21 protein-coding genes are annotated in these 20,207 nt (G+C 69.6%); 9 read left to right on the top strand and 12 right to left on the bottom strand.

The window, feature by feature from the left end:
* Positions 1–362: 362 nt before the first annotated feature.
* From R2707_17585 to R2707_17560, 6 genes are read right to left on the bottom strand one after another with little or no spacing between them, the layout of a single operon-like run.
* On the bottom strand, positions 363–1,991 hold the full coding sequence (locus tag R2707_17585) for a sulfatase-like hydrolase/transferase (protein MEZ5246911.1): 1,629 nt from the start codon (positions 1,989–1,991) through the stop codon (positions 363–365).
* Positions 1,960–3,675: an FAD-dependent monooxygenase gene (locus tag R2707_17580; GenBank protein MEZ5246910.1), complete on the bottom strand. Its 1,716-nt coding sequence runs from the start codon at positions 3,673–3,675 to the stop codon at positions 1,960–1,962. Before R2707_17580 ends, R2707_17585 begins: the two co-directional genes overlap by 32 nt.
* Entirely contained in the window at positions 3,675–4,454 is a 780-nt protein-coding gene (locus tag R2707_17575; protein ID MEZ5246909.1) for an SDR family oxidoreductase, read from the bottom strand. The genes R2707_17580 and R2707_17575 overlap by 1 nt, the downstream gene beginning before the upstream one ends.
* Before the next feature lie 2 nt (positions 4,455–4,456).
* Entirely contained in the window at positions 4,457–5,017 is a 561-nt protein-coding gene (locus R2707_17570) for a VOC family protein (protein MEZ5246908.1), read from the bottom strand.
* Between the two features lie 25 nt (positions 5,018–5,042).
* Positions 5,043–5,900, bottom strand: a complete 858-nt coding sequence (locus tag R2707_17565) for a fumarylacetoacetate hydrolase family protein (protein MEZ5246907.1) — start codon at positions 5,898–5,900, stop codon at positions 5,043–5,045.
* The gene (locus tag R2707_17560; GenBank protein MEZ5246906.1) at positions 5,897–6,520 is read right to left on the bottom strand and encodes a carboxymuconolactone decarboxylase family protein; all 624 of its coding nucleotides are present in this window, start codon (positions 6,518–6,520) and stop codon (positions 5,897–5,899) included. The genes R2707_17565 and R2707_17560 overlap by 4 nt, the downstream gene beginning before the upstream one ends.
* Before the next feature lie 90 nt (positions 6,521–6,610).
* Between R2707_17560 and R2707_17555 the strand changes: the two genes are divergently transcribed.
* Both R2707_17555 and R2707_17550 read left to right on the top strand, forming a co-directional pair.
* Positions 6,611–8,395 (top strand): FAD-dependent monooxygenase, encoded by a 1,785-nt coding sequence (locus R2707_17555; GenBank protein ID MEZ5246905.1) that lies wholly within the window; start codon positions 6,611–6,613, stop codon positions 8,393–8,395.
* Positions 8,392–8,964, top strand: coding sequence for a TetR/AcrR family transcriptional regulator (locus tag R2707_17550; protein ID MEZ5246904.1), 573 nt, complete (start codon positions 8,392–8,394; stop codon positions 8,962–8,964). The genes R2707_17555 and R2707_17550 overlap by 4 nt, the downstream gene beginning before the upstream one ends.
* 17 nt (positions 8,965–8,981) lie before the next feature.
* Here R2707_17550 and R2707_17545 read toward each other — a convergent pair whose 3' ends face one another.
* Positions 8,982–9,623, bottom strand: a complete 642-nt coding sequence (locus R2707_17545; protein ID MEZ5246903.1) for a TIGR03086 family metal-binding protein — start codon at positions 9,621–9,623, stop codon at positions 8,982–8,984.
* Between the two features lie 64 nt (positions 9,624–9,687).
* On the opposite strand from R2707_17545, the gene R2707_17540 reads away from it, so the two are divergent.
* Positions 9,688–10,635, top strand: a complete 948-nt coding sequence (locus R2707_17540; GenBank protein ID MEZ5246902.1) for a WYL domain-containing protein — start codon at positions 9,688–9,690, stop codon at positions 10,633–10,635.
* A 6-nt stretch (positions 10,636–10,641) separates the two neighbouring features.
* On the opposite strand, the gene R2707_17535 is transcribed toward R2707_17540, so the two are convergent.
* Positions 10,642–11,646, bottom strand: coding sequence for a DUF222 domain-containing protein (locus R2707_17535; protein ID MEZ5246901.1), 1,005 nt, complete (start codon positions 11,644–11,646; stop codon positions 10,642–10,644).
* A 233-nt stretch (positions 11,647–11,879) separates the two neighbouring features.
* Here R2707_17535 and R2707_17530 point away from each other — a divergent pair, with 233 nt between their 5' ends.
* Positions 11,880–13,094 carry a serpin family protein gene (locus tag R2707_17530; protein ID MEZ5246900.1) on the top strand — a complete coding sequence of 405 codons (1,215 nt, stop codon included), beginning with the start codon at positions 11,880–11,882 and terminating at the stop codon, positions 13,092–13,094.
* Positions 13,095–13,104: 10 nt separating this feature from the next.
* Entirely contained in the window at positions 13,105–13,827 is a 723-nt protein-coding gene (locus tag R2707_17525) for a DUF2071 domain-containing protein (GenBank protein ID MEZ5246899.1), read from the top strand.
* 140 nt (positions 13,828–13,967) lie between these two features.
* Here the strand turns inward: R2707_17525 and R2707_17520 are convergent, their stop codons facing one another.
* The gene (locus R2707_17520; GenBank protein MEZ5246898.1) at positions 13,968–14,120 is read right to left on the bottom strand and encodes a hypothetical protein; all 153 of its coding nucleotides are present in this window, start codon (positions 14,118–14,120) and stop codon (positions 13,968–13,970) included.
* A gap of 248 nt (positions 14,121–14,368) precedes the next feature.
* Complete coding sequence (locus R2707_17515; GenBank protein MEZ5246897.1) at positions 14,369–15,133, bottom strand: hypothetical protein; 765 nt, start codon at positions 15,131–15,133, stop codon at positions 14,369–14,371.
* Between the two features lie 117 nt (positions 15,134–15,250).
* On the opposite strand from R2707_17515, the gene R2707_17510 reads away from it, so the two are divergent.
* From R2707_17510 to R2707_17500, 3 genes are read left to right on the top strand one after another with little or no spacing between them, the layout of a single operon-like run.
* The gene (locus R2707_17510) at positions 15,251–16,075 is read left to right on the top strand and encodes a methyltransferase domain-containing protein (protein ID MEZ5246896.1); all 825 of its coding nucleotides are present in this window, start codon (positions 15,251–15,253) and stop codon (positions 16,073–16,075) included.
* A 58-nt stretch (positions 16,076–16,133) separates the two neighbouring features.
* Complete coding sequence (locus R2707_17505) at positions 16,134–16,697, top strand: OsmC family protein (GenBank protein MEZ5246895.1); 564 nt, start codon at positions 16,134–16,136, stop codon at positions 16,695–16,697.
* Between the two features lie 42 nt (positions 16,698–16,739).
* Positions 16,740–17,978, top strand: coding sequence for an NAD(P)-binding domain-containing protein (locus R2707_17500; GenBank protein ID MEZ5246894.1), 1,239 nt, complete (start codon positions 16,740–16,742; stop codon positions 17,976–17,978).
* On the opposite strand, the gene R2707_17495 is transcribed toward R2707_17500, so the two are convergent.
* Complete coding sequence (locus R2707_17495) at positions 17,979–18,530, bottom strand: DoxX family protein (GenBank protein MEZ5246893.1); 552 nt, start codon at positions 18,528–18,530, stop codon at positions 17,979–17,981.
* Positions 18,531–18,587: 57 nt separating this feature from the next.
* Positions 18,588–19,631, bottom strand: a complete 1,044-nt coding sequence (locus R2707_17490) for a hypothetical protein (protein ID MEZ5246892.1) — start codon at positions 19,629–19,631, stop codon at positions 18,588–18,590.
* 113 nt (positions 19,632–19,744) lie between these two features.
* On the opposite strand from R2707_17490, the gene R2707_17485 reads away from it, so the two are divergent.
* Complete coding sequence (locus R2707_17485; protein MEZ5246891.1) at positions 19,745–20,179, top strand: MarR family transcriptional regulator; 435 nt, start codon at positions 19,745–19,747, stop codon at positions 20,177–20,179.
* Positions 20,180–20,207 lie beyond the last annotated feature (28 nt).

The raw sequence follows: 20,207 nt of genomic DNA, 5'->3' as shown, positions 1-20,207 counted from the left end.
CAGGGGGCGCGAGCGGGGTTCAGAGGTTCGACCGCAATCCCCCGAAAACCACCACCTACCAGGGAAAACGCTGGTCAGCCGCCGATCGCGCCAAGCCGGCCGGGCAGCTTCCCAAGCTGAATACGCGAGTTCGATTCTCGTCACCCGCTCTCCACGAAAGGCCTGTTCAGAGGGCTTGCTCCGCGCAGACGGTTCTCCTCGACCGGTAGGCGACACGGTCTCGTGGCCCGGTCCCACCGAGACCAGATGGGCGAGATCACCGGCGCAGGACTCGCCGATCGGACACCACCTCGTCGGTTCACGACCGTCGCCCGGGTCGCAGGACCTGTTCACGGCTCTCTACGTGGCGCCGATCGGGCCGTTCAACCCTGCGGAGGCATCATCCCGACGGGCTCGAGACGGGTGAGATCGTCGGCCCGCGTCATTTCGTCGACGATCGCCTCGAGGGCCTCGCGGCGCGCCGCCGGATCCCGGCGGTCGACCGCGAGATTGGTGAGCTCGCCGGGGTCGACGTCGAGGTCGTAGAGCATCTCGAACCCGTCGGAATCGCGCGTGTAGCGGTGTGTGGCAGTGACGACGGTGCGCGTCCGGAGCGGGAAGGTCCCGACGATCGGGTTGAGCGGGAAGTCATCTTCGATCAGGACGGCGTCCCGCACGCTGGCCGACGGGTCGGCGAGCACAGGGGCGAGCGAGGTGCCCTGCATTCCGTGGAAGGGGTCGACGCCGCAGAGATCGAGCAGCGTGGAGGGCACATCGACGCTGGCGGCGAGGCTCGCGGTGCGCCCGGCGGGCCGACGCGGGTCGACGATGACGAGCGGCGTGCGGATGCAGCCCTCGAAGTGCATCGAGCCCTTCAGCAGGAGGCCGTGGTCGCCGCCCATGTCACCGTGATCGCTCGTGAACACGATGATCGTGTCGTCGTCGGCGCCGAGCCGGTCGATGGTGGCAAGGATCCGGCCGACGCCGTGGTCGATCGCCTCGATCATGCCGTAGGTCGCGGCGGTGGCTGCCCGCAGGATCTCGGGCGTCGGTCCGAAGGGCAACACCCAGGGGCGACGCCCGTCGTTGTCGACCGAGAACCCGCGGAACCGCCGCAGGTGGGCGGGCCAGTCGTCGCCGGGATCGTCGAACGTGGCCGGCAGGTCGATCTCGTCGGGGTGATGGCGGGAGAACCACGGTTCGGGTGGTGCCATCGGATGGTGTGGGTCGGGAAACGAGCACCAGACCATCCATGGTTCGCCGGCCGCCTCCGCCTGCTCGATCGCGTCGATCGTGCGCTCGGTGACGAACGACGTGGACGACGCCTCGTCGGGGATCGGCGCCGCCTGGATCTGCCACCACAGCGGTGACCGTCCGGGCGACGGGGCCGCCGGGTCGAGCCCCGCTCGCAGGATGTCCGGGTCGGCGCCGCGCTCGACGGCCCATCGGAAGTCGTGCCCCGCGGAGAAGAGGCCATGGCCGACCGTGAACTCGGCGCGGTCGAAACCGTAGAAGTCGGTGATCTCGGGCGGCTCACCGTCGAGGTACCGCTCGGGGTGTTCGAGCGTGTCCCAGCCGTCGGCGAAGGGCGACCACGCACCCGGGATGCCGAGGTCGAGCACCGAGTCCTTGCTCTCGCCGTGTTGGAGGTGCGACTTGCCGATCAGGGTCGTGCGCCACCCCTCGTCGCGCAGGCGGCCGACGAAGGTCGTCGCGTTGATCGGCAACGACCGGTCGTTGAACACCACCCGGTGGGCCGACGGCATGCGCCCGGTCATCAGCGTCGAGCGGTTCGGCATGCACACCGGGTTGTTGACGTAGGCCCGATCGAACACCGTGCCGCGAGCGGCGAGGGCGTCGATGTTCGGGGTCTGCACCACTCGGTTGCCGGCGAAGCCGAGGTGATCGGCCCGGAGCTGGTCGCAGATCACGAACAGCACGTTCGGCCGGCGGACGAGCCGGTCCTCGGGACGGGTCACGTCACCCGTCAACGGGATCGGTGCGTTCGTCATCGCGGTCCTCGGTGACCCGACCGGCGATCACTTCGAGCGCTCGGCCGAGTGCACTCGCTTCGCCGACACCCTCCGCTCGCCAGGCGACGTGTTGATCGGGTCGGACGAGGAGCGCGCCGTCGACGCCGACCTCGCATCGCGTTCGCCACTCGTCGAGCGGTGGCGTGTCGATGCCCACCCGCACGAGCAGGACCGGCGCCCCGTCGAGCGCTGCCGCCCACTGCTCGTGGCGACCGAAGGAGACGAGGATCGGCCGATCGACCGGAACCAGGTCGAGCGTGGAAGTGCCACCGACCCGGTCGAGCCAGGCATGGGGCAGCCGGGCGCCCGGGCGGGCCGTGGGCTCGTACTCGCTGGGCGAGCCCGGGTCGGGCAGGGTGCCGTCGGGAACGACGGCGCCCTCGGCGTAGACGTAGCCGAGCTGCAGGCCCAACAGGTCGAAGTGCTCGCGCTGGAGCTCCACGGCGGCGGCGATCCGGTCGGCGAGCACCGGATCGGCGAGCGACGCGTGCATCCGCTCGCTGGTGGGCTCGACGTCGGTGCCGAGAGCCGCCGACAGCTCGAACAGCTTGGACGCGTTGGTGAGCGACTGGTGGGCGTTGTCGCGGGCGACGGGGAGACGCTCGTCGGCGTAGCTGTCGAGCAGGCGGGTCGACGCGCGTCCGTCGACGACCGCGGCGATCCGCCACATCAGACCGTGGACGTCCTGCACGCCCGAGTTGAGGCCGAGCCCGCCGGTCGGCGGGAAGCGGTGCGCGGCGTCACCGGCCAGGAACACCCGGCCCGCACCCATCGACTCGGCCGTCTGCGAGCTCATCCACCAGGTGCCGACCCCGAGGATCTCACCGTCGAGCGCCGCCCCGGCCGCCCGGTCGACGATGTCACGGCAGCGCTCGTCGTCGTAGTCGTCGACCGATTCCGAGGCCGGGTCGATCGCGTGCATGAACACCCAGTCGGACTCGACGTCGTGCGCGACGAACACGCCACTCGCCGTCGGATCGAGCACGAAGTGGAGCACGGCGGGCCGCTCGGCGGTCAGGGCCCGCAGGTTCGCGCCGAAGTGGATCATCACGTAGCACTGCAGGAGCGGAGGCCCCTGCAGCTCGATCCCGAGCTGCTTTCGGACCCGACTGCCCGCCCCGTCACATCCGACGACGAACCGACTGCGGACACGGAGCGCCGCACCGCTCGACAGGTCGGTCACCTCCGAGAGGACCACCTCGTCGCCCTCCTCGGAGTGCTCCCACCGGTGGCCGTACCGGAGCTCTGTGCCGGGCGCGGCCCGCAGCTCATCGGCGAGGATCGGCTCGAACCGGTGCTGCGACAGGTTGCGCAACGGCGTGGGTGTGTAGTCGAGACACGCGTCGCCCTGTCGTTCGAACGGCAGCCGGCCGATCAGGTCGCCGGTGAGGCGGGTCACGAAGTTCACGTGGCCGGCGTCGGCGCGGTCCTTGCCGGCGGCATGGATCCGCTCCATGTCGAGCCCGGCCTGGCGACAGATCTCGTAGGTCCGAGCGTTGACGACGTGCGCCGCCGGCGCCGTCTGCGGACCGTCACGGCGCTCGACCACGAGCGCCGTGAGCCCGTGGCGGGACGCGAGGATGCCGCCGAGCATCCCCACCGGCCCGGCCCCCACGATCAGGACGTCGACGTCGACATCAACGGTCGTTTCGGTGTCGGCCATCAGAACAGCCCGTCGTAGCTGCCGCCGTCGAGCTGGAGGCTCTGACCCGACAGGTAGCCCGCCTGCGCGGAGCAGAGGAAGGCAAAGGCGTCACCGAACTCCGATGGGCGGCCGAGGCGACCGGCCTTGATCGACGCGATCTGTTCGGCGCGGGCCTCGTCGAAGGAGATCCCCCTGAGCGCCATCACCAACTCGGCCATCTGTTGCTGGCGTCCGGTGTCGAACCGCTCGGGGAGCAGCTGGTTGACCGTCACGTTGTGCGCCACGACCTCCTTCGAGAGCCCCTTGAGAATGCCGGCGAGCCCGAGCCGGGTGCCGTGCGAGAGGCTCATCAACGGTTTCGGGGTCTTCACCATCGCGGAGCTGACGGCGACGACCCGGCCGAAGCCGCGCTCGACCATGCCCGGCACGACCCGCTGCAGCAACGCGACCGGCCCGACGACTGCCTGGCGGAATGCACCGCCGAGTTGCTCGTCGGTCAGGCGCGAGAACGGCGTCGGAGGCGGGCCCTCACCGTTGAGCAGCACGATGTCGGGCTCGGCGCAGACCGCGAGCAGGGCGTCGTGCACCTCGGCGGTCGACGAGTCGCCGACCACGCCGGTCACGTCGACGTCGTACGCGGCGCGCAACTCGGCGACGGCGGTGTCGACGTCGGCCGCGTTCCGTCCGTTGACAACGACGTGGACGCCCTCTCGGGCGATGCTCTCCGCACATGCGCGACCGAGGCCGCGACTCGACCCCAGCAGGACGGCGCGTCGCCCGGCGATTCCGAGGTCCATCGCTACCCCTCCGCTCGCCGGCCGTCGAGGCGGGCCCGGAAGGCCGCCTTCCAGTCGTCGAGCGGCTGGAACTCGCGGTCTCCCTCGATCCGAGTGCGGGTGGTCGACTCGACCGTGGCATCGTCGGCCGACAGATCGAGTTGATCGGCGAAGGGCTGCGCCACGTGGAACGGACTGTCGACGAAGCACTCGAGGCCGTTGCCTTCGGGGTCGTTGAAGTAGAGCGACCAGGCATTGCCGTGATCGATCGGGATCACGCCCTCGACGCCAGCGGCGTCGAGCTCGGCGCCGATCGCGCGCAGGTCGTCGAGGTCGCCCGTCCGGAACGCCATGTGGTCGGTCATCACGAACTGGTGGTCGGGCTGGGGCATCCCCGACACGAAGACGAGCTGGTGGTGCTCACCCGGGTCCTGGGAGATGAACGCCATCTCGCCATCGCCGACCGCACCGCGATTGGTGACGACGAAGCCGAGCACATCGCAGTAGAAGTCGAGCATGGCGTCGAGGTTGCGGACGGCGACCGTCGCGTGGCTCAGCGAGAGCCGGGTGGGGGTGTCGGACATGAGGGTGGGTCCTCTCTTTCAGCGGTCAGCAGACGTGGTGGTCGCTGATACGGACGCAACGGTTGGTGAGCGTGCCGATACCGTCGATGCGGGTGGTGACGACGGCACCGTCGGCGAGGAACTCCCCCCGGGCGGCGCCGATCCCGTCGGGCGTACCGGTGAAGATCAGGTCGCCGGTCGAGAGCGTCGTCACCCGCGACAGGTACGACACGAGGGTCGGGACATCGAAGATCATCTCGTCGATCGTGGCGTTCTGGCGGACCTCGCCGTCGACCTCGGTGACGATCCGCAGCCGATCGCGATCGACCGTGTCGGGCGAGACCATGACCGGTCCGATCGGCCCGAACGTGTCGAACGACTTGCCCAGATCGAAGTGCGGCGGTGTCGCCGCGAACTGGACCGCCCGGTCGGAGATGTCCTGGCCGACCGTCAGGCCGACGACATGGTCCCACGCGTCCGACGGGTCGATGTCTCGACCACCGCGGCCGATCACCACGACGAGCTCGCCCTCGTAGTCGACGAGGTCGCTGCGCATCTCGATGTCGGCGGTCGGGCCGACGAGGCACGAGGGGAACTTGGTGAACACCAGCGGGTTGACCGGCACCTCCATCGATCCCTCCTCGGCGTGCGCCTGGTAGTTGAGACCGATCGCGTACACGTTGCGTGGTCGGGGAACCGGCGGACCGAGGCGGGCGGGGTCGAGGCGACCACCCGGCTCGTGGGCATCGACCGTGGCGGCCAACTCGGCCAGCCGTTCGGGGAAGCCGAGTACCGTCATCGGGTCGGGACCGAGGTCGCCGTTCGACACGGATTCGAGGTCGTACCAGTGTTCACCGTGGACCAGTGCGGCACGACCGTCGACGTTGGCGAGCACGAAACTCATGATCCCCCGCCCATCACCGCCGACGCAGCCGGTGCGTGCTTGCCGGCGCTCCACCCCTGTGACGCGAGGTGGCGGTCGGCCGCGTCGAGAGCCGGTGGCTCGAGTTCGGTGGCGAGGCTGTCGTTCCAACGGTTGAGGAAACCGAACAGGGCACAGACGGCGAGGATGGCCGCGATCTGGTCGTCGTCGAAGTGGCGACGACACGCCTCGACATCGGCGTCGGCGACCTGGTTGGGATGCTGGCCGGCATGGAAGGCGAGGCGCAGCGCCGCTCGTTCGGCGTCGTCGAACCGTTCGCTGGTCTCGAACGACCACAGGTCGGCGAGACGCTCGGGTGATGTCCCGAGGCGCTCGGCGTGGGCGATCGTGTGGGCCTGGCAGTACCGGCAGCCCGACGCCGCGCTGGTCACGTTCGCGACGAGTTGGGCCAGCTGCTCCGAGATCAGACCGCTCCCGAGAACGGTCACGGCCAGGGCGGCGTAGCTCTCGAGCAGGCCCGGCACGCGAGCCATCGTCCTCGACGTCTCGGGGACGAAGCCGAGGATCTGCTCGTACGCCTCGAAGATCGGCGCGTGGGCGTCGAGCTCGCCGGCCGGTGGTGGTGCGATGCGACTCGGCATCGGACGTCCTTTCTACTGGTCACTTGACAAGGCAACATAGGCGCAGGCAGATTGGCTTGTCAACTGAACAGCGAAAGCGGGGAACGACCCATGGAACGAATCGAAACCGACGTGCTCGTGGTCGGCGCAGGCCCGGCGGGCCTCACCATGGCGGCGCTGCTCGCGCGCCTGGACGTCGACGCCGTCACGCTCACCAAGTACGGCACCGCCGACGCCCCACGAGCACACATCACGAACCAGCGGGCGGTCGAGATCCTCCGCGACCTCGGCATCGAGGACGCCGTACAGGCGCGAGCATTGCCGCACCACCAGATGGGCACGCAGGTGTTCGCGACGGCGTTCGCCGGGCGGGAGCTGTCCCGGAAGATGACCTGGGGCGCCGGCGACGATCGCATCGGCGACTATCGGTCGGCGAGCCCGACGGCGATGTGCAACGTCGGCCAACACGTGCTCGAGCCGATCCTGCTCGCTCGCGCCGTCGAGCTCGGCGCCGACATCCGCCACCACCACGAGGTCGTCTCCGTCACCCCGTCGGCCGACGGCAGCCGCGTCAGGTCGATCGTGCGACCGCGCGACGGCGGCCCCGAGTTCGCCGTCGACGCCCGCTACGTCATCGGCTGTGATGGGGCCCGAACCGTGGTCGGACGCGACGGCGGGTTCGAGTTCGAGGGCCGAGCCGGGAAGGGCCACGCCGTGACCGTCTGGATCGAGGCCGACCTCGAGCGCTACACCGCCCACCGTCCGGGCGCGCTGTTCGTCACGGTGACACCGGAGAGCGACGACTTCATCGGTGTCTGGACCTGCGTCGAGCCCTTCCACGAGTGGAGCACCATCTTCCTCCGCCCGGGACTTGCGCAGAACGACCTCGACGAGTCGGCGGTGATCGACAGCGTTCGCGCCGCGATCGGCGACGCCGACGTGTCGTTCTCGATAAAGCGGGTGAGCCCCTGGGAGTTCAACCATGTCGTCGCGGCCACCTACCGACGCGGGCGCCTACTGATCGCCGGCGACGCTGCGCACCGTCACCCGCCGGCGAACGGCCTCGGCTCGAACACGTCGATGCAGGACGCCTACAACCTCGCGTGGAAGCTGGCCCTCGTCCTACGCGGCCGGGCGGGCGACGGCCTTCTCGACTCCTACGACGCCGAGCGGCAGCCGGTCGGCCGCCAGATCGTCGACCGCGCCAACCAGAGTGTCGACGAGATGACCGAGTGGTTCGCCGCCGTCGGGCTCGGCCCCGGGATGACCGACTCCCAGATCGACGAACGTCTGGCCCACCTGTTCGGCCCCGACGGCGCGTCCGACCGTCGCGGCGTGCTGCACGCACTCGAGCTGATGGACGGCCAGTTCAACGCCCACGGCGTCGAGATGGGGCAGCGCTACGCGTCCGCCGCGATCGTGCCGGACGGTCGCGTGTCGGCGCCGACCCGCGACCCCGAGCTCCACTATGAGCCGGCCACGGACCCCGGCTGTCCGCTGCCCCACGTGTGGCTGACCCGAGACGAGCACGAGATCTCGACCCTCGACGTGTGTGGCTACGACCGGTTCACGCTGTTGACCGGCGCGTCCGGTTCCGCCTGGGCTGACGCGGCGATCGCGGTGGGTCGCGAGTTCGGCGTCGACATCGCGCCGGTGACGGTGTCGCTCGGCCACGAGTTCAACGACGCCTACGGCGACTGGGCCCGCCGGCGCAGCGTGGACGACGCCGGTGCGCTGCTCGTGCGACCGGACCGGATCGTCGCCTGGCGCAGCACCTCACTCCCGCCCGATCCGACCGACACGCTCCGTGCTGTGATGGCGCAGATCCTCGACCGCTCCGTGCCCGCCGGCACCGGGTCGGCCGACCACGAAGCCCCCATAGGATCCTCATGGTGACCACTCGGGCCGAACAGCGGGAGACGACGCGGCGACGAATCGTCGATGCCGCGATCGACGCGTTCGCCGAGAACGGCTACGACGGCGCCGGAACTCGCGACATCGCCGCGCGCGCCGATGTCACCCAGGGCCTGCTCACCTACCACTTCGCGGCGAAGGTCGACCTGTGGCGTGCCGCCGCCGACCAGCTGTTCGCGGATCTCGCCGCACACGTGCCGCCGGTCGACCCCGACGCAGGCGACGAAGGCATCCGTTCGGCGGTTCGCTCCTACGTCCGGTTCTCCGCGGAACGCCCACAGCTCTGTCACTTCATGGTCGACGCCGGTCGATCCGACGGCGACCGCATGCGCTGGCTCGTCGACACGCACGTGCGTCCCTGGCATGCCCAGATCGCCCCGCTGGCCGACGGCGAGGAGTTCGCGCCCCATCTGCACTACGCGCTCGTCGGGGCGAGCTCGTTGTTCTTCGCGCTCGCCCCCGAGAACGAGCGGCTCAGCGGTCGAAGCCCGATGGACCCGGAAGTGATCGGGCGCCACGCCGACTTCGTCGCTCGGCTCTTCGTTCCCTGAGTGCCCGAACGCCCGGTTCAGCGGCGGGGATCGCGGCCGTTCCACGCGACGAGGCGGTCGATGGCCGGGGCATCGTCGGGGAGCGTGACGGCCTCGGCGAACGGCACCGCGACCTCGTCGAGCCCCATCGCCATGGAGATCTCCTCGAAGAGCGCGAGGCGGTTCTCGGCGGGGAGGATGTCACGCGCGGCCAGCGCTGCGGCGACGACGGTGTCGTCCCATTCGGGTTGTTGGCCGGTTGCGGTGGCGAGGTCCCACGTGTGGACCGTCAGCTCGGAAAGGTAGGACGCCAGGATGTCGGCGCCGGTGCCCTGGATCCACGGCAGCGCCATGGGCTGTTCGAGCACGGCGTCGTCGCGCCACGCCTCCGCAGCGCGGCGGGCCGCGCTCGTCCATGCGGCGGACCAACCGTCGTCGGGTGCAGGCGTCTCGGTGACCGCGAACGGGTCCTCGCCCCGCCCGAGCGCGGCGATCCGGTCGAGCACGCCGACGAGGTGCGTGATCATGGCGCGCACGTCCATCTCCGAACACGGGGTGGGGGCGGTGAGCTGGTCGGGCCGGACGCCGGCGACGACGGACCCGCAGGTGGCAACCGCACGGTCGAGAATCGGACGGGGGTCGGTGTGGTCATGGGTGGTCGAGTTGATCGGTGAAGTCATGTCGCCATCCTTGTCACGGTAAACCGGTCAGACCATGACCGGTTTGCTGTGAAAGTATCGCCGAGTGCGGACCGACCGGCTGGTGGCCATCCTCCTCCTGCTGCAGCAGCGCGAGCAGGTGACCGCGGCAGAGGTCGCGCGGGAGATGGAGGTCTCCGAGCGCACGGCGCGCCGCGACCTCGAAGCGCTGGCCATGGCCGGGGTGCCCGTGTACTCCGTACAGGGACGCGGCGGCGGCTGGCGCCTCGTGGGCGGCGCCCGCACCGACCTGTCGGGGTTGACCGCGAGCGAGGCCCGCGCCCTGTTCCTGGTCGCCGGTCCGGCCTCGGCGGCAACGCCGACGGTGAAAGCCGCGCTCCGCAAGCTCGTGCAGGCCCTGCCCGAGCCGTTCCGGGTGGAGGCCGAAGCAGCCGCGGCGTCGATGGTGGTGGACTCCCAACGTTGGGGGTCCGGTCCGATCGAGCATCGACCACCCCGCTTCCTCGACGAGCTCCAGGACGCAGTGATCCGCGGCGTTCAGGTGCGCCTCGGCTACGTCGATCGCACGGGCAACGAAACCGAGCGAACCCTCCATCCCCTGGGCATCGTCGCCAAGGGTCCGACGTGGTACCTCGTCGCCAACACCGACGCCGGCCGACGGACCTTCCGTGTCGACCGCGTGTCGTCGGTCGATCCGACCGGCGATCCCGTGCACCGACCCGACGACTTCGACCTTGCCGAGAGCTGGCGCGAGATCGCCGACGAGGTCGATCGCAAGCGAACACCCCTCGAGATCCGGGCGACATGCTCCCCAGAGGGGATCGGCCTGCTCCGGATGATGCTCGGCGGTCGCCTCGAGGTGGGTGGTTCCACGAGCGACGGCCGCATCGAGGTCGTGATCCGTGGCCACAACGAGTACGCGCTCGCCGGCGAGCTCGCGGGGCTGGTCGAATGGCTCGAGGTGACCGGCCCTGCGGGTGTGCGGGACCAGCTGGCCTCGATCGGTGCCGCGCTGGTCGACCGGTACCGCTGAAGCCGGTCACGAGGCGTGTCGGCGCCGATGGCACGGCGAACACCGGACCTCCAGCTCCTCGACGAGCGTGTGCTGCGACTCCTGGTAGCTCGGGACGTGGTCGAACACGAGGAGGTCGGTACGTCCGCAGTCTCGGCACGCGGGCTCGCGCGCGGTGACGACCCGCTTCTGACGGGTCGTCGGATGGCGTTGCCGGCCGGACGCGTTGACGGGGCGGGACTCGGCATCGTGGATCAGCGCCCGAAGGAACGAGTCGGGAGCGATCCGTTCGACGACCGACCCGGGGATCGGTGTGCCGTCGTCGAGCGTGCAGCCATCGCCCCGAACATGGAGTACGACCTCGACGATCGATCCCGAGCCGCCCTGGGTGAGCAGCGTGTGGAGTGCGTCGACCTTCTGCTGCGCCAGGGTCGGCCACGCGTCCGCGGACGCGTGGCCCGGGCGAGGTGGGTTGCGCATCACGAGCGTGTCGAGCGCAGCCGACCACGCACCTGCGACGAGCGGCGGGAGGTTCATCGTCACTGTCGTCATGCCGTCGGGTTCCACCCGCTCGCGGATGGCGCGCCGGCGCTGCTGGTGGGCATCGAGATCCTCGGGATCGCAGTTTCGGCCCATCCATGCCGCCAAGGCACGGCCGAGCTCACCGGCAGCGACGTCGCACGCGATCTCCAGCAGCTCTCGCTCGTTGTCGGGGGTGGCGACCCGGGAGAGGGTCCGCAGCTTCGAGTAGGAGATGACGCCCGACGCGAACGCATCCGCGGACGCGGGCAGGGTGCGCAGTTGCCGGCCGATCCGGATCCATTCGCGCACCGTCGCCACGTCGACGTCGGCGATCGCCGCGAGATGGTGCGCGGCGGTCGGTGACCCGGCCACCACCCATTCGGTCGAGTCCGCGAACGCCGCGGCCAGGTCCACGATGCGAACCAGGCTGCGACTCCAGACATCGGTGAGTGATCGGAACCGATCGGCGAGCGATCGGGTGTCTTCTGTCGGCGATGGGGCGACGGGCATGAGCGGGCTCCAGACAACGAGTCGTCGTGATGGACCGCCCAGAGATGCCATTCGAGATGACCTTCGGTACCGCGTGGCGAAGTGGGTTGGTCGAGCTCCGCTCGACCCAGCGTAGAGAGGGGGTGTGACACGCAGCGAGGGGGGCGACAGGCAAGGCGGTCCACAACAGGGCGATCGACGCGTCCGCGGACGCGTGGCGGGAACCAGCTGGCCGGCCGCGTCGTCGGACCAACATGGCCAATCCGTGGAAGCTGTCCTCCCTCCTGCTCGCGTTCGCGCTGCTGGGGGTCGCCTGTGGCACATCGGACACCGCGACACCCACCGCCGACCGCCTGCCGGTCGACCCGGTGGCCCCCGCCGAGGAGTGGGTGGCGGGCGTCAACGCCGCGGGTTGGGGATTCCACCGGAGTCTCGAGGGCAACGCGGTGTCGAGCCCCGTCAGCATCGGCACGGCCTTCAGCCTCGCCCGGGCCGGCGCATCGCCCGACACCGGCGCAGTCCTCGATCGGATCTTCGGGTTCCCTGCCGCCGGCAACGACGCGGCCGCCAACGCGGTCGATCTCCGTCTCTCCGCCTCGTCGGTCGAGCCGACGACCCTCGAGGTCGCAAACCGGCTGTTCCCCGATGAACAGTTCTCACCCCTCCCGGCCTTCCTCGACACCGCGGCGGGCGACTACGGGGCGACGATCCAGCCAGTCGACACCACCGACGGTGCCGCGGCCGCCGACACCATCAACGGGTGGGTGTCCGACACCACGAGGGGCCTGATCCCGACCATCGTCGACGAGGGGTTCGTGCAAGGTCAGCGGCTCGTCCTCGTCAACACCGTCTACCTGAAGGCCGACTGGGCCCAGCCGTTCCTGGCCGAGCTCACCACCGACGACGAGTTCACGACGGCCGACGGATCCGAGGTGACGACGCCGTTCATGCACGACCATGATCCGACCACCCGCCGGTTCGTCCGGCTCGATGCCGCCGACGCGGTCGAGCTCCCCTACGAGGGCGACGAGCTCGCGATGTGGCTGATCGTTCCCCACGAGACCGATGGACTCGAAGCGGTCGAGGCGTCACTCGACGCCGAGTCGTTCGCGAACCTCCGCGAGACGGCGGTCGAGGGCCTCGTCGACCTCACCATGCCCAAGTGGGAGCAGACCCTTCCGCCCACCGACCTGTTCGAGTGGCTCTGCCCCCTCGACTTCTGCGCCGGCGCCCCCTTCGAGGGCATCGCCCCCGACATCGCCATCACCGGGGCGCTCCACGGCGCCAAGGTCGTCGTCGACGAGAAGGGCACCGAGGCCGCGGCGGCAACCGCACTCGGCTTCGCCGACTCCGGACCGCCGCCCGCCGATCTCACTGTCGTCGCCGACCATCCGTTCACCTGGGCGATCGTCCACCAGGACACGGGTGCGATTCTCTTCGTGGGGCGTCTGCTCGACCCGACCACCTAGTCTCGAGCGCATGGAGCCGTGCCCGGTCGAGGTCCGACATGCGTCGATGATCCACCGCTGGGACCAACTGACCTTCCTGCACTGGTCCTACGACCCCGACGTCGTCCAGCGGCTCCTGCCCGAGGGCCTGACGGTCGACACCTTCGACGGCCGAGCCTGGGTGGCCCTCGTGCCGTTCGAGATGGAGGTGCGACCCCCGCGTGGCCCGGCGCTCCCGTGGATCTCCCACTTCTGGGAGACCAACGTCCGCACCTACGTCATCGCACCCGACGGCACCCGTGGGGTCTGGTTCCTGTCGCTCGATGCCGCCCGCCTCGCCGCCGTGGTCACGGCGCGGACAGTCTACCGCCTCCCGTACCACTGGTCGGCGATGTCGCTCGAACGAGTGGGCGACACCGTGACCTACACCAGTCGCCGCCGATGGCCCGGACCCCGCGGTGCCAGTTCACGGGTGAAGGTGCGGATCGGCGAGCCCTGTGAACCGGATGAGATCAGCGAGCTCGAACACCACATCACCGCGAGGTGGCGCCTCTACAGCATGACCCAGCGGGGCCTGCGCGCCGCACTCGCCGAACACTCGCCGTGGCCCCTGCACCGGGCCGAGGTCCTCGAACTCGACGACGAACTGCTGACGGCGGGCGGGCTTCCGGCGCCGACCGGTGACCCGATCTGCCACTGGTCGCCGGGCGTAGAGGTGCGCATCGGCGTACCCCGTCGGGTCCCGACCGCCTGAGCGGTCGCGGGATCAGCGGGTTCGAGCCGATCGACGAGTTGGGCGAGCGTCGAGGATCTGCTTCTGCACCGTCACGTCGAGCGCGGTCGTCGGTTCATCGACGATCAACAGCATCGGATTGCACGCAAGGGCGATCGCGATCACCTGTCGGCCCCGAGATGGAACCGGATGGCCTCCGTCAGGTGGGTGCCGATCCTCTTCACGGGATTCAACGAGGTCATCGGATCCTGGAAGACCATCGCCATCTGGGTCCCCCAGAAGTGGCGGGCATCGGCCCGGGAGAGGTTGTGCACGCCACGGCCGGCGAACTCGACCCGGCCGCCGTCGATCGAACCGTTGCGAGCGAGCCGAGCGTCTCCCCGGAGCGAAGGTCGAACGAGACGCCGTCGACGGCTCGCAAACGCCCGCGATCGGTGGCGAAACCGGTCCTCAGACCCTCTACCCGCAACAACGGATCGCTCTCGCCATTGCCCGTCACACCATTGCCTCTCACACCATTGGCCCCCACGACGACCTCTTGGTGAACGGTGTCGAACCGTTGCTACTCGGCACCGAGAACCCGATGCGGCTGCATCACGTGGATGGGGACGGTCACCCAGAGCGCCGTCGCCACTGCGGCCAGCCGTCCTCGCTCGTCCACGAGGGCGGCCTCGGTGAAATGCTTGCGGCCCGCTCCACCGGTTCGCCGGGACACGAGTTGGTAGTCACCGTCGCCACGGACCCGGTCACGGATCTCGACCGAGAGCTCGGCGGTGACCACCGCCTGATCGAGCCCCACCGCAGCCAGGGCGGGAAGGCCGGTCGGGCAGTCGAGCGCGGCCCAGACCATCCAGTGGGGAACCTCGCATCCGACTCCCGGAAGCCACGAGGTCGCGAGGATCGACGACTCGGGCACCGGCCCGGGACGCAGGCCGAGACCGGTACCGTCGCCCCGCTCAGGGCCGCATGCGAAACAGGTCGGGGCGACGTGGTCGCCGTCGCGACCATCGAGCCAACCGGCTTCGGCCGCGGCAACGTCGGCCCGCGACAGACGACCAAAGGGACCGGTCCGCAGTGGCTCCGCCAGCGTCCGCACACTGGCGACCGGGCCGGCAGAACCGACGACCCTGACCGTCGAGCCGACACGGGTGGCAGCCAGTGGTTCGTCAAGAGGGATTGGTGACTCGAAGCGAACCGACGCTCGCGCTCCGTCGACGAGCTCGGCGAAACGTCCGCCGCACACGCCGCCATGCCCCGAGTTGGCGGGACCGTTGAAGGCCGGGTCGATGGTGATCCGGGAATGCCGGGGAGTGGTGATGCATCTCATGGCGCCACCGTGCCTGAACAGCGGAAACGGGTCTTGGAGACCGGCTGGAGATGGTCTTCAGACTCTCTCCAGGGATTCTTCAAGACTCACCGGTTCCGGGGCCGCACCATGGGCCACATGACGAGCACCGGCACACAGCAGCACACGACCACGGCCCCCGACGACGGCTGGCGCGACGCCGGCGCCGCCTGGGGTCATGCCGCCCTCGACTGGGCCTACCTCTTCGAGCCCTACAGCCGTGACGCCACCGAACACGTCTTCGCCACCATCGGCGTTGGGCCGGGCACGGAGCTCTTCGACCTCGCCTGTGGGTCCGGCTACGCCACCGCCCGTGCCGCTCGGCGGGGGGCGAACGTCACCGGCCTGGACGCCTCGCTCGAGCTCCTCGATATCGCCCGGCGCCGAACGCCCGGCGGCCGCTTCGACGCCGGCTCGATGTTCGCCCTTCCCTACGACGATGCGGGGTTCGACGTCGTCACCAGTTTCAACGGCATCTGGGGCGGCTGCGAGGTCGCGATGGCCGAAGCCAACCGGGTGCTGAAGCCCGGCGGGATGATCGCCGTGACCTTCTGGGGTCCCGGCGACAAGCTGGACTTCCGCGACATGTTCATCACCCTCGGCGGCGCCACCGCTTCCACCAAGGACGAGATGATCGGCCTGGCCTCGATCGGTGCGCCCGGTGTGGCCGAGACGATGTTCGCCGATGCCGGCTTCGAGATGGTCGAGCGGGGCGCCACCCAGGCCCTGCACGAGATACCCGACACCGAGGCGATGTGGAGGTGCCTGCGATCGCCCGGGCTGATGAAGCCCGCCCTCGACCTCCTCGGGGAGGAGGCGCTGCGTGCGCTCCTCATGGCGACAGTCGACCCGTTCCGGGCCGCCGACGGCTCGTACCGCGTCGTCAACGAGCTCACCCACGTCATCGGTCGCAAGGCCGCCTGACCGGGATCACCCAACCAATCAACCAACCAACCAACCACAGACAGAAAGCAGCAATCCAATGACCATCACCGAACCCAGCAACCAGATCAACGGCGTCGACGTCGAGCACCTGCTCCACGCCCGTGAGGTGCTGACTGGCGCCCCGCCGGCCGCCAAGTTCACCTTCCGGGCCACGAGCCAGTGGGTCGACGGCAACCAGGCGACCACAACGGTCGACGGCTTCTTCGGCCTCGGCGAGGAACAGGCCCACGCCCGCCCCCACACCGTCGTCACCGATCACCCGAGCCTGTTCGGCGCATCCGACGAGGGCGCCACCCCGCCCGAGTTGGCGATGATGGCGCTGGCCGGCTGTCTCACCGCCGGCATCGCGTCGATCGCCCAGAACTGGGGCGTCAAGCTCCACAAGGTCGCCGCCACGGTGGAGGCCGACATGGACATGCAGGGCATCCTCGGCATCGATCCCGATGTGCGCAACGGCTTCTCCGCCGTGCGGGTCGCCTACGACATCGACGCCGACACCGAGGACGCGACGGTCGAGGCGATCGTCGCCCAGAGCCAGAAGCGTTCAGCCGTCTTCGACATCTTCACCAACCCGACGGCCGTGACCGTCGAGGTCGTCTGATCCGTCGCCCACGGCACCACACGACGAAGGGAAGCGAGTCCCATGCACACGGACGTCACCATCATCGGGGCCGGTCAAGCCGGCCTCGCCATGAGCCACTGCCTCACCGCCGACGGGGTCGACCATGTCGTCCTCGAGCGCGGCGGTACGGCGAATGCATGGCGGACCGAACGCTGGGACTCGCTTCGCCTTCTCACCCCCAACTGGATGAGCCGGCTGCCCGGGTTCACCTATTCGGGGGCCGACCCAGACGGCTACATGACCGCCCGCGAGGTCGCTGACCACCTCGAGTCGTACCGGTCATCGTTCGGTGCACCCGTTCACCACGAAGCCTCGGTGGAGTGCATCACCCATGCCCGCGATCGGTTCCGACTACGGACAAGCACCGGCGAGATCACGAGCGCCGCCGTCGTGATCGCAACCGGCGCCTGCGGCACGCCCCACATCCCGGCCTTCGCCGCCGACTTCCCGACCGGGACCCGTCACCTGGCGCCGATCCACTATCGCAACCCCAGCGAGGTCGAGGGGCCGGTCCTCGTCGTCGGTGCGTCGGCGTCGGGCTCCCAGATCGCCGACGAGCTCGCCCGGGCGGGTCACGAGGTGACCCTCGCCGTGAGCAACCACGTCCGGCTGCCGCGCCGATACCGAGGCATGGACATCCACTGGTGGCTCGAGCGGATCGGCGTCCTCGACGAGCGCATCTCCGAGGTCGAGGACCCGCGCAAGGCACGCCGGACTCCCTCGCTACAACTCGTCGGTTCACCCGAGGGGAGAGATCTCGGACTCAACGAACTCCGTAGCGCCGGAGTGCAGATCGTCGGGCGTCTGGCCGGCATCGCCGGCACGGCGCTGCAGTTCTCGGGCTCGCTCGCCAACGTCGTCCACAGCGCCGACCTGAAGCAGGATCGGCTGCTCGATCGATGCGACCAACATGCCGCCGTCGCCGGAATCTCGCGCGAGCTGGCTGCACCGAGCCGACCCGACCGCACGCTCGTCGACGAACCCGTCCTCGCGCTGCCCGCCGACCGGTTCCGCACCGTCGTGTGGGCCACGGGATTCCGACCGGACTACCCGTATTTGCCGGTCGAGTTGCTCGATGCCAAGGGCGGGTTGCGTCATACCGAAGGTGTGACCGACCAGGCCGGTCTGTTCGTGCTCGGCACCGTCTTCAACCGACGCAGGAACTCGTCGTTCATCGACGGAGTAGGCCGCGACGCGACGGAACTGCACGCGGAGATCCGCGCCCACCTCGACGGGGTGGCCGTGGCCGTCCCTCGCTGATCAGTCGGTGCTCGGAGCAGGGGGGCGGTAGAAGATCGCGAGTTGTGCGACGGCCGCTCCCACACCGCCGACCGCGGCGATAAGCAGACCGGTGATGCCGTCGAAGTCGGGATCGGTCAAACCGAACTGGTAGTCGAGCGAGTACTGGCCGGGCCCGGTCGTGGCGATGCCGACCGCGACGACCGCGAGAATGAAGTTGTACTCCCAGCCCTCACCGACGATGAAGAAGCCCTTGTCGCGGTGCACGGTCCAGCCGGCGACGACCATGAGGGCCACCATCGCGGCCGCGGCCAGCGGGGTGAGGAGTCCGACGGCGAAGAGCAGACCGGCACCGACCTCGGTCGATGCCGCCAGATAGGCGTGGAACTTGCCGGGCCGCATGCCCATCGAGTCGAACCAGCGTCCGGTGCCGGCGATGCGACCGCCCTTGAAGAACTTGGCATAGCCGTGGGCGGCCAGTGTGACCCCGACGAGCACCCGGATCAGGCCGACGCCGAGACTGACCCGCTCGGCCCAGAACGGATAGTCCGGCGCGAAATCTGCAAGCAACATGTGCACCCCCCTTGTGGCAGCGCGAGTCTAGGGGTCATGGGCAGGCGCATGCGTTGCTCAGACCGGTTCGACCGCCGGTGTTCCACGGTGGAGGTGGGCGGCGCCGTCGTCGGGCCCGTTGCGCCCGGTGGTGGGAATGACATGCACCCGCATCCCGGCCGTGATGGCCGCCCGGATCGCGGCGTCGACGAAGCGTGCAGACTCGCTGCGACCGAGGGCAGGGGCGACGTGGAGGTCGGTCGGCGTGTCGCCCAACCACACCCGACGTTCGTCGGCAGGGTCGTCGTGGATCAAGAGCACGCCCGGTCGTCGGCTCCGGAGCGCGTCGAGCGTCTCCTCCATGCCGTCGACAGCCGCGTCGTGGGTGGCCAGGAAGCGGAACTCCCGGAGGAGGCCGACGGTGCGCGTGGCAACGGAGTCGGAGACCTGACGGACGGTCGCGGCCGCGAGTGCATCTACTCCTTCGTCGAGCTCGAGGACGACATTGCACGCGGGTCCGACCCGCGGGACGAGCGCGTCGGCGAGCATCTGGGCCCGACCGGGCTCGCCACTGACGACGACGAGGCGGGACTGAAGGCTCGAGACGCGCTCCTGCACGGCGTCGGCCAGCACGTCGTCGACGCCGTCGATCGCCTCCGTCTCGGTGCGGTGATCGGGGTGGAACGACACGACGTCGGCACCGTTGCCATCGACCACGACCACGAGGTGGGGTACGCGGCGCTGATCCCATTCGATCATCGGCGCGGCGTAGGGAAGGGTGTCGACCGTGGCGAGGTCCTGGCGGGGCGGTTCGAGGGCATGATCGACGACGGTGCTGCCGTCGGCGGCGGCGATGATGCCGATTGCTGCCGTTTCGGTCGGTTGCGGCAGGGCGAGGCGGGCGTCGATCGCCTCCAGCGCGCGCGTCGGTGCCTCATCGGCGACGAGCTGAGTGCGGAGCACCTGCCACCGCGTGGTGGTGTCGTGCTCGGCCTCGCGCAGGAGCGGGCGAGTCTGGAGGTAGACGGACACGTAGGGGCCGGGGCTCGCGTAGATCAGTGAGAGGCGATCCCTCGAGTCGAGGTGGGGGACGAAGTCGTGCGGGGTCGTCGGCGTTGGCATCGGTTCCTTTCGTGTGGGGTGTCCACTGCTTCCACCCTACGACCCGATGGCACGTTAGTCAAATTTGTTGACTGTTTTGCCTCTTGACTGTCAATGGGGCGTACTCTTCGGACATGGCCCTTCCCGAAACCGCCACCACGTCGCACACCGACCTCGACACTGCGATCGCGCAGCTGCAGACCGAGTTGAACCGCCAGGACCGGATCATCGCGGCCCAGCTCGGGATCGGAAGCGCCGAAGACGTCCAGATGCTGCGGCTGCTCGCCACGACCGGCCCGATGAGAATCGGTCAGATCGCCGACGTCCGGTCGGCGGGAAAGGCGACGGTCAGTGCCCGCGTCGACCGCCTCGAGCGCGACGGACTGGTGACCCGAGCGCGCGACGGTGTCGATCGTCGCGCCGTCACCGTCGCCCTCACCGCACTCGGTGAGTCGAAGGCGGAGGCCAGCCGCTCGACCCGACTGGACCGACTCCGGCCGCTCGGCGATGCGCACCACACCGCGGTGGTCAGCGAGATCGTCGCCGCGCTGCGCGGCGCCGACGCCTGAGCAGGTCGACGCCGGACGCGAAACGGGC

This window comes from Acidimicrobiales bacterium (genome assembly GCA_041394245.1).
GTDB lineage: Bacteria > Actinomycetota > Acidimicrobiia > Acidimicrobiales > Aldehydirespiratoraceae > JAJRXC01.
This window is presented reverse-complemented; position numbering and strand designations above follow the sequence as displayed.

Excerpts from the sequence above, each read along its gene's own strand:
- R2707_17525 (MEZ5246899.1), top strand. The coding sequence starts at position 13,105 with ATGGAGCCGTGCCCGGTCGAGGTCCGACATGCGTCGATGATCCACCGC.
- R2707_17485 (MEZ5246891.1), top strand. The coding sequence starts at position 19,745 with ATGGCCCTTCCCGAAACCGCCACCACGTCGCACACCGACCTCGACACT.
- R2707_17500 (MEZ5246894.1), top strand. The coding sequence starts at position 16,740 with ATGCACACGGACGTCACCATCATCGGGGCCGGTCAAGCCGGCCTCGCC.
- R2707_17510 (MEZ5246896.1), top strand. The coding sequence starts at position 15,251 with ATGACGAGCACCGGCACACAGCAGCACACGACCACGGCCCCCGACGAC.
- R2707_17580 (MEZ5246910.1), bottom strand. The coding sequence starts at position 3,675 with ATGGCCGACACCGAAACGACCGTTGATGTCGACGTCGACGTCCTGATC.
- R2707_17515 (MEZ5246897.1), bottom strand. The coding sequence starts at position 15,133 with ATGAGATGCATCACCACTCCCCGGCATTCCCGGATCACCATCGACCCG.
- R2707_17495 (MEZ5246893.1), bottom strand. The coding sequence starts at position 18,530 with ATGTTGCTTGCAGATTTCGCGCCGGACTATCCGTTCTGGGCCGAGCGG.
- R2707_17505 (MEZ5246895.1), top strand. The coding sequence starts at position 16,134 with ATGACCATCACCGAACCCAGCAACCAGATCAACGGCGTCGACGTCGAG.
- R2707_17555 (MEZ5246905.1), top strand. The coding sequence starts at position 6,611 with ATGGAACGAATCGAAACCGACGTGCTCGTGGTCGGCGCAGGCCCGGCG.
- R2707_17575 (MEZ5246909.1), bottom strand. The coding sequence starts at position 4,454 with ATGGACCTCGGAATCGCCGGGCGACGCGCCGTCCTGCTGGGGTCGAGT.
- R2707_17530 (MEZ5246900.1), top strand. The coding sequence starts at position 11,880 with ATGGCCAATCCGTGGAAGCTGTCCTCCCTCCTGCTCGCGTTCGCGCTG.
- R2707_17490 (MEZ5246892.1), bottom strand. The coding sequence starts at position 19,631 with ATGCCAACGCCGACGACCCCGCACGACTTCGTCCCCCACCTCGACTCG.
- R2707_17570 (MEZ5246908.1), bottom strand. The coding sequence starts at position 5,017 with ATGTCCGACACCCCCACCCGGCTCTCGCTGAGCCACGCGACGGTCGCC.
- R2707_17535 (MEZ5246901.1), bottom strand. The coding sequence starts at position 11,646 with ATGCCCGTCGCCCCATCGCCGACAGAAGACACCCGATCGCTCGCCGAT.
- R2707_17560 (MEZ5246906.1), bottom strand. The coding sequence starts at position 6,520 with ATGCCGAGTCGCATCGCACCACCACCGGCCGGCGAGCTCGACGCCCAC.
- R2707_17585 (MEZ5246911.1), bottom strand. The coding sequence starts at position 1,991 with ATGACGAACGCACCGATCCCGTTGACGGGTGACGTGACCCGTCCCGAG.
- R2707_17545 (MEZ5246903.1), bottom strand. The coding sequence starts at position 9,623 with ATGACTTCACCGATCAACTCGACCACCCATGACCACACCGACCCCCGT.
- R2707_17565 (MEZ5246907.1), bottom strand. The coding sequence starts at position 5,900 with ATGAGTTTCGTGCTCGCCAACGTCGACGGTCGTGCCGCACTGGTCCAC.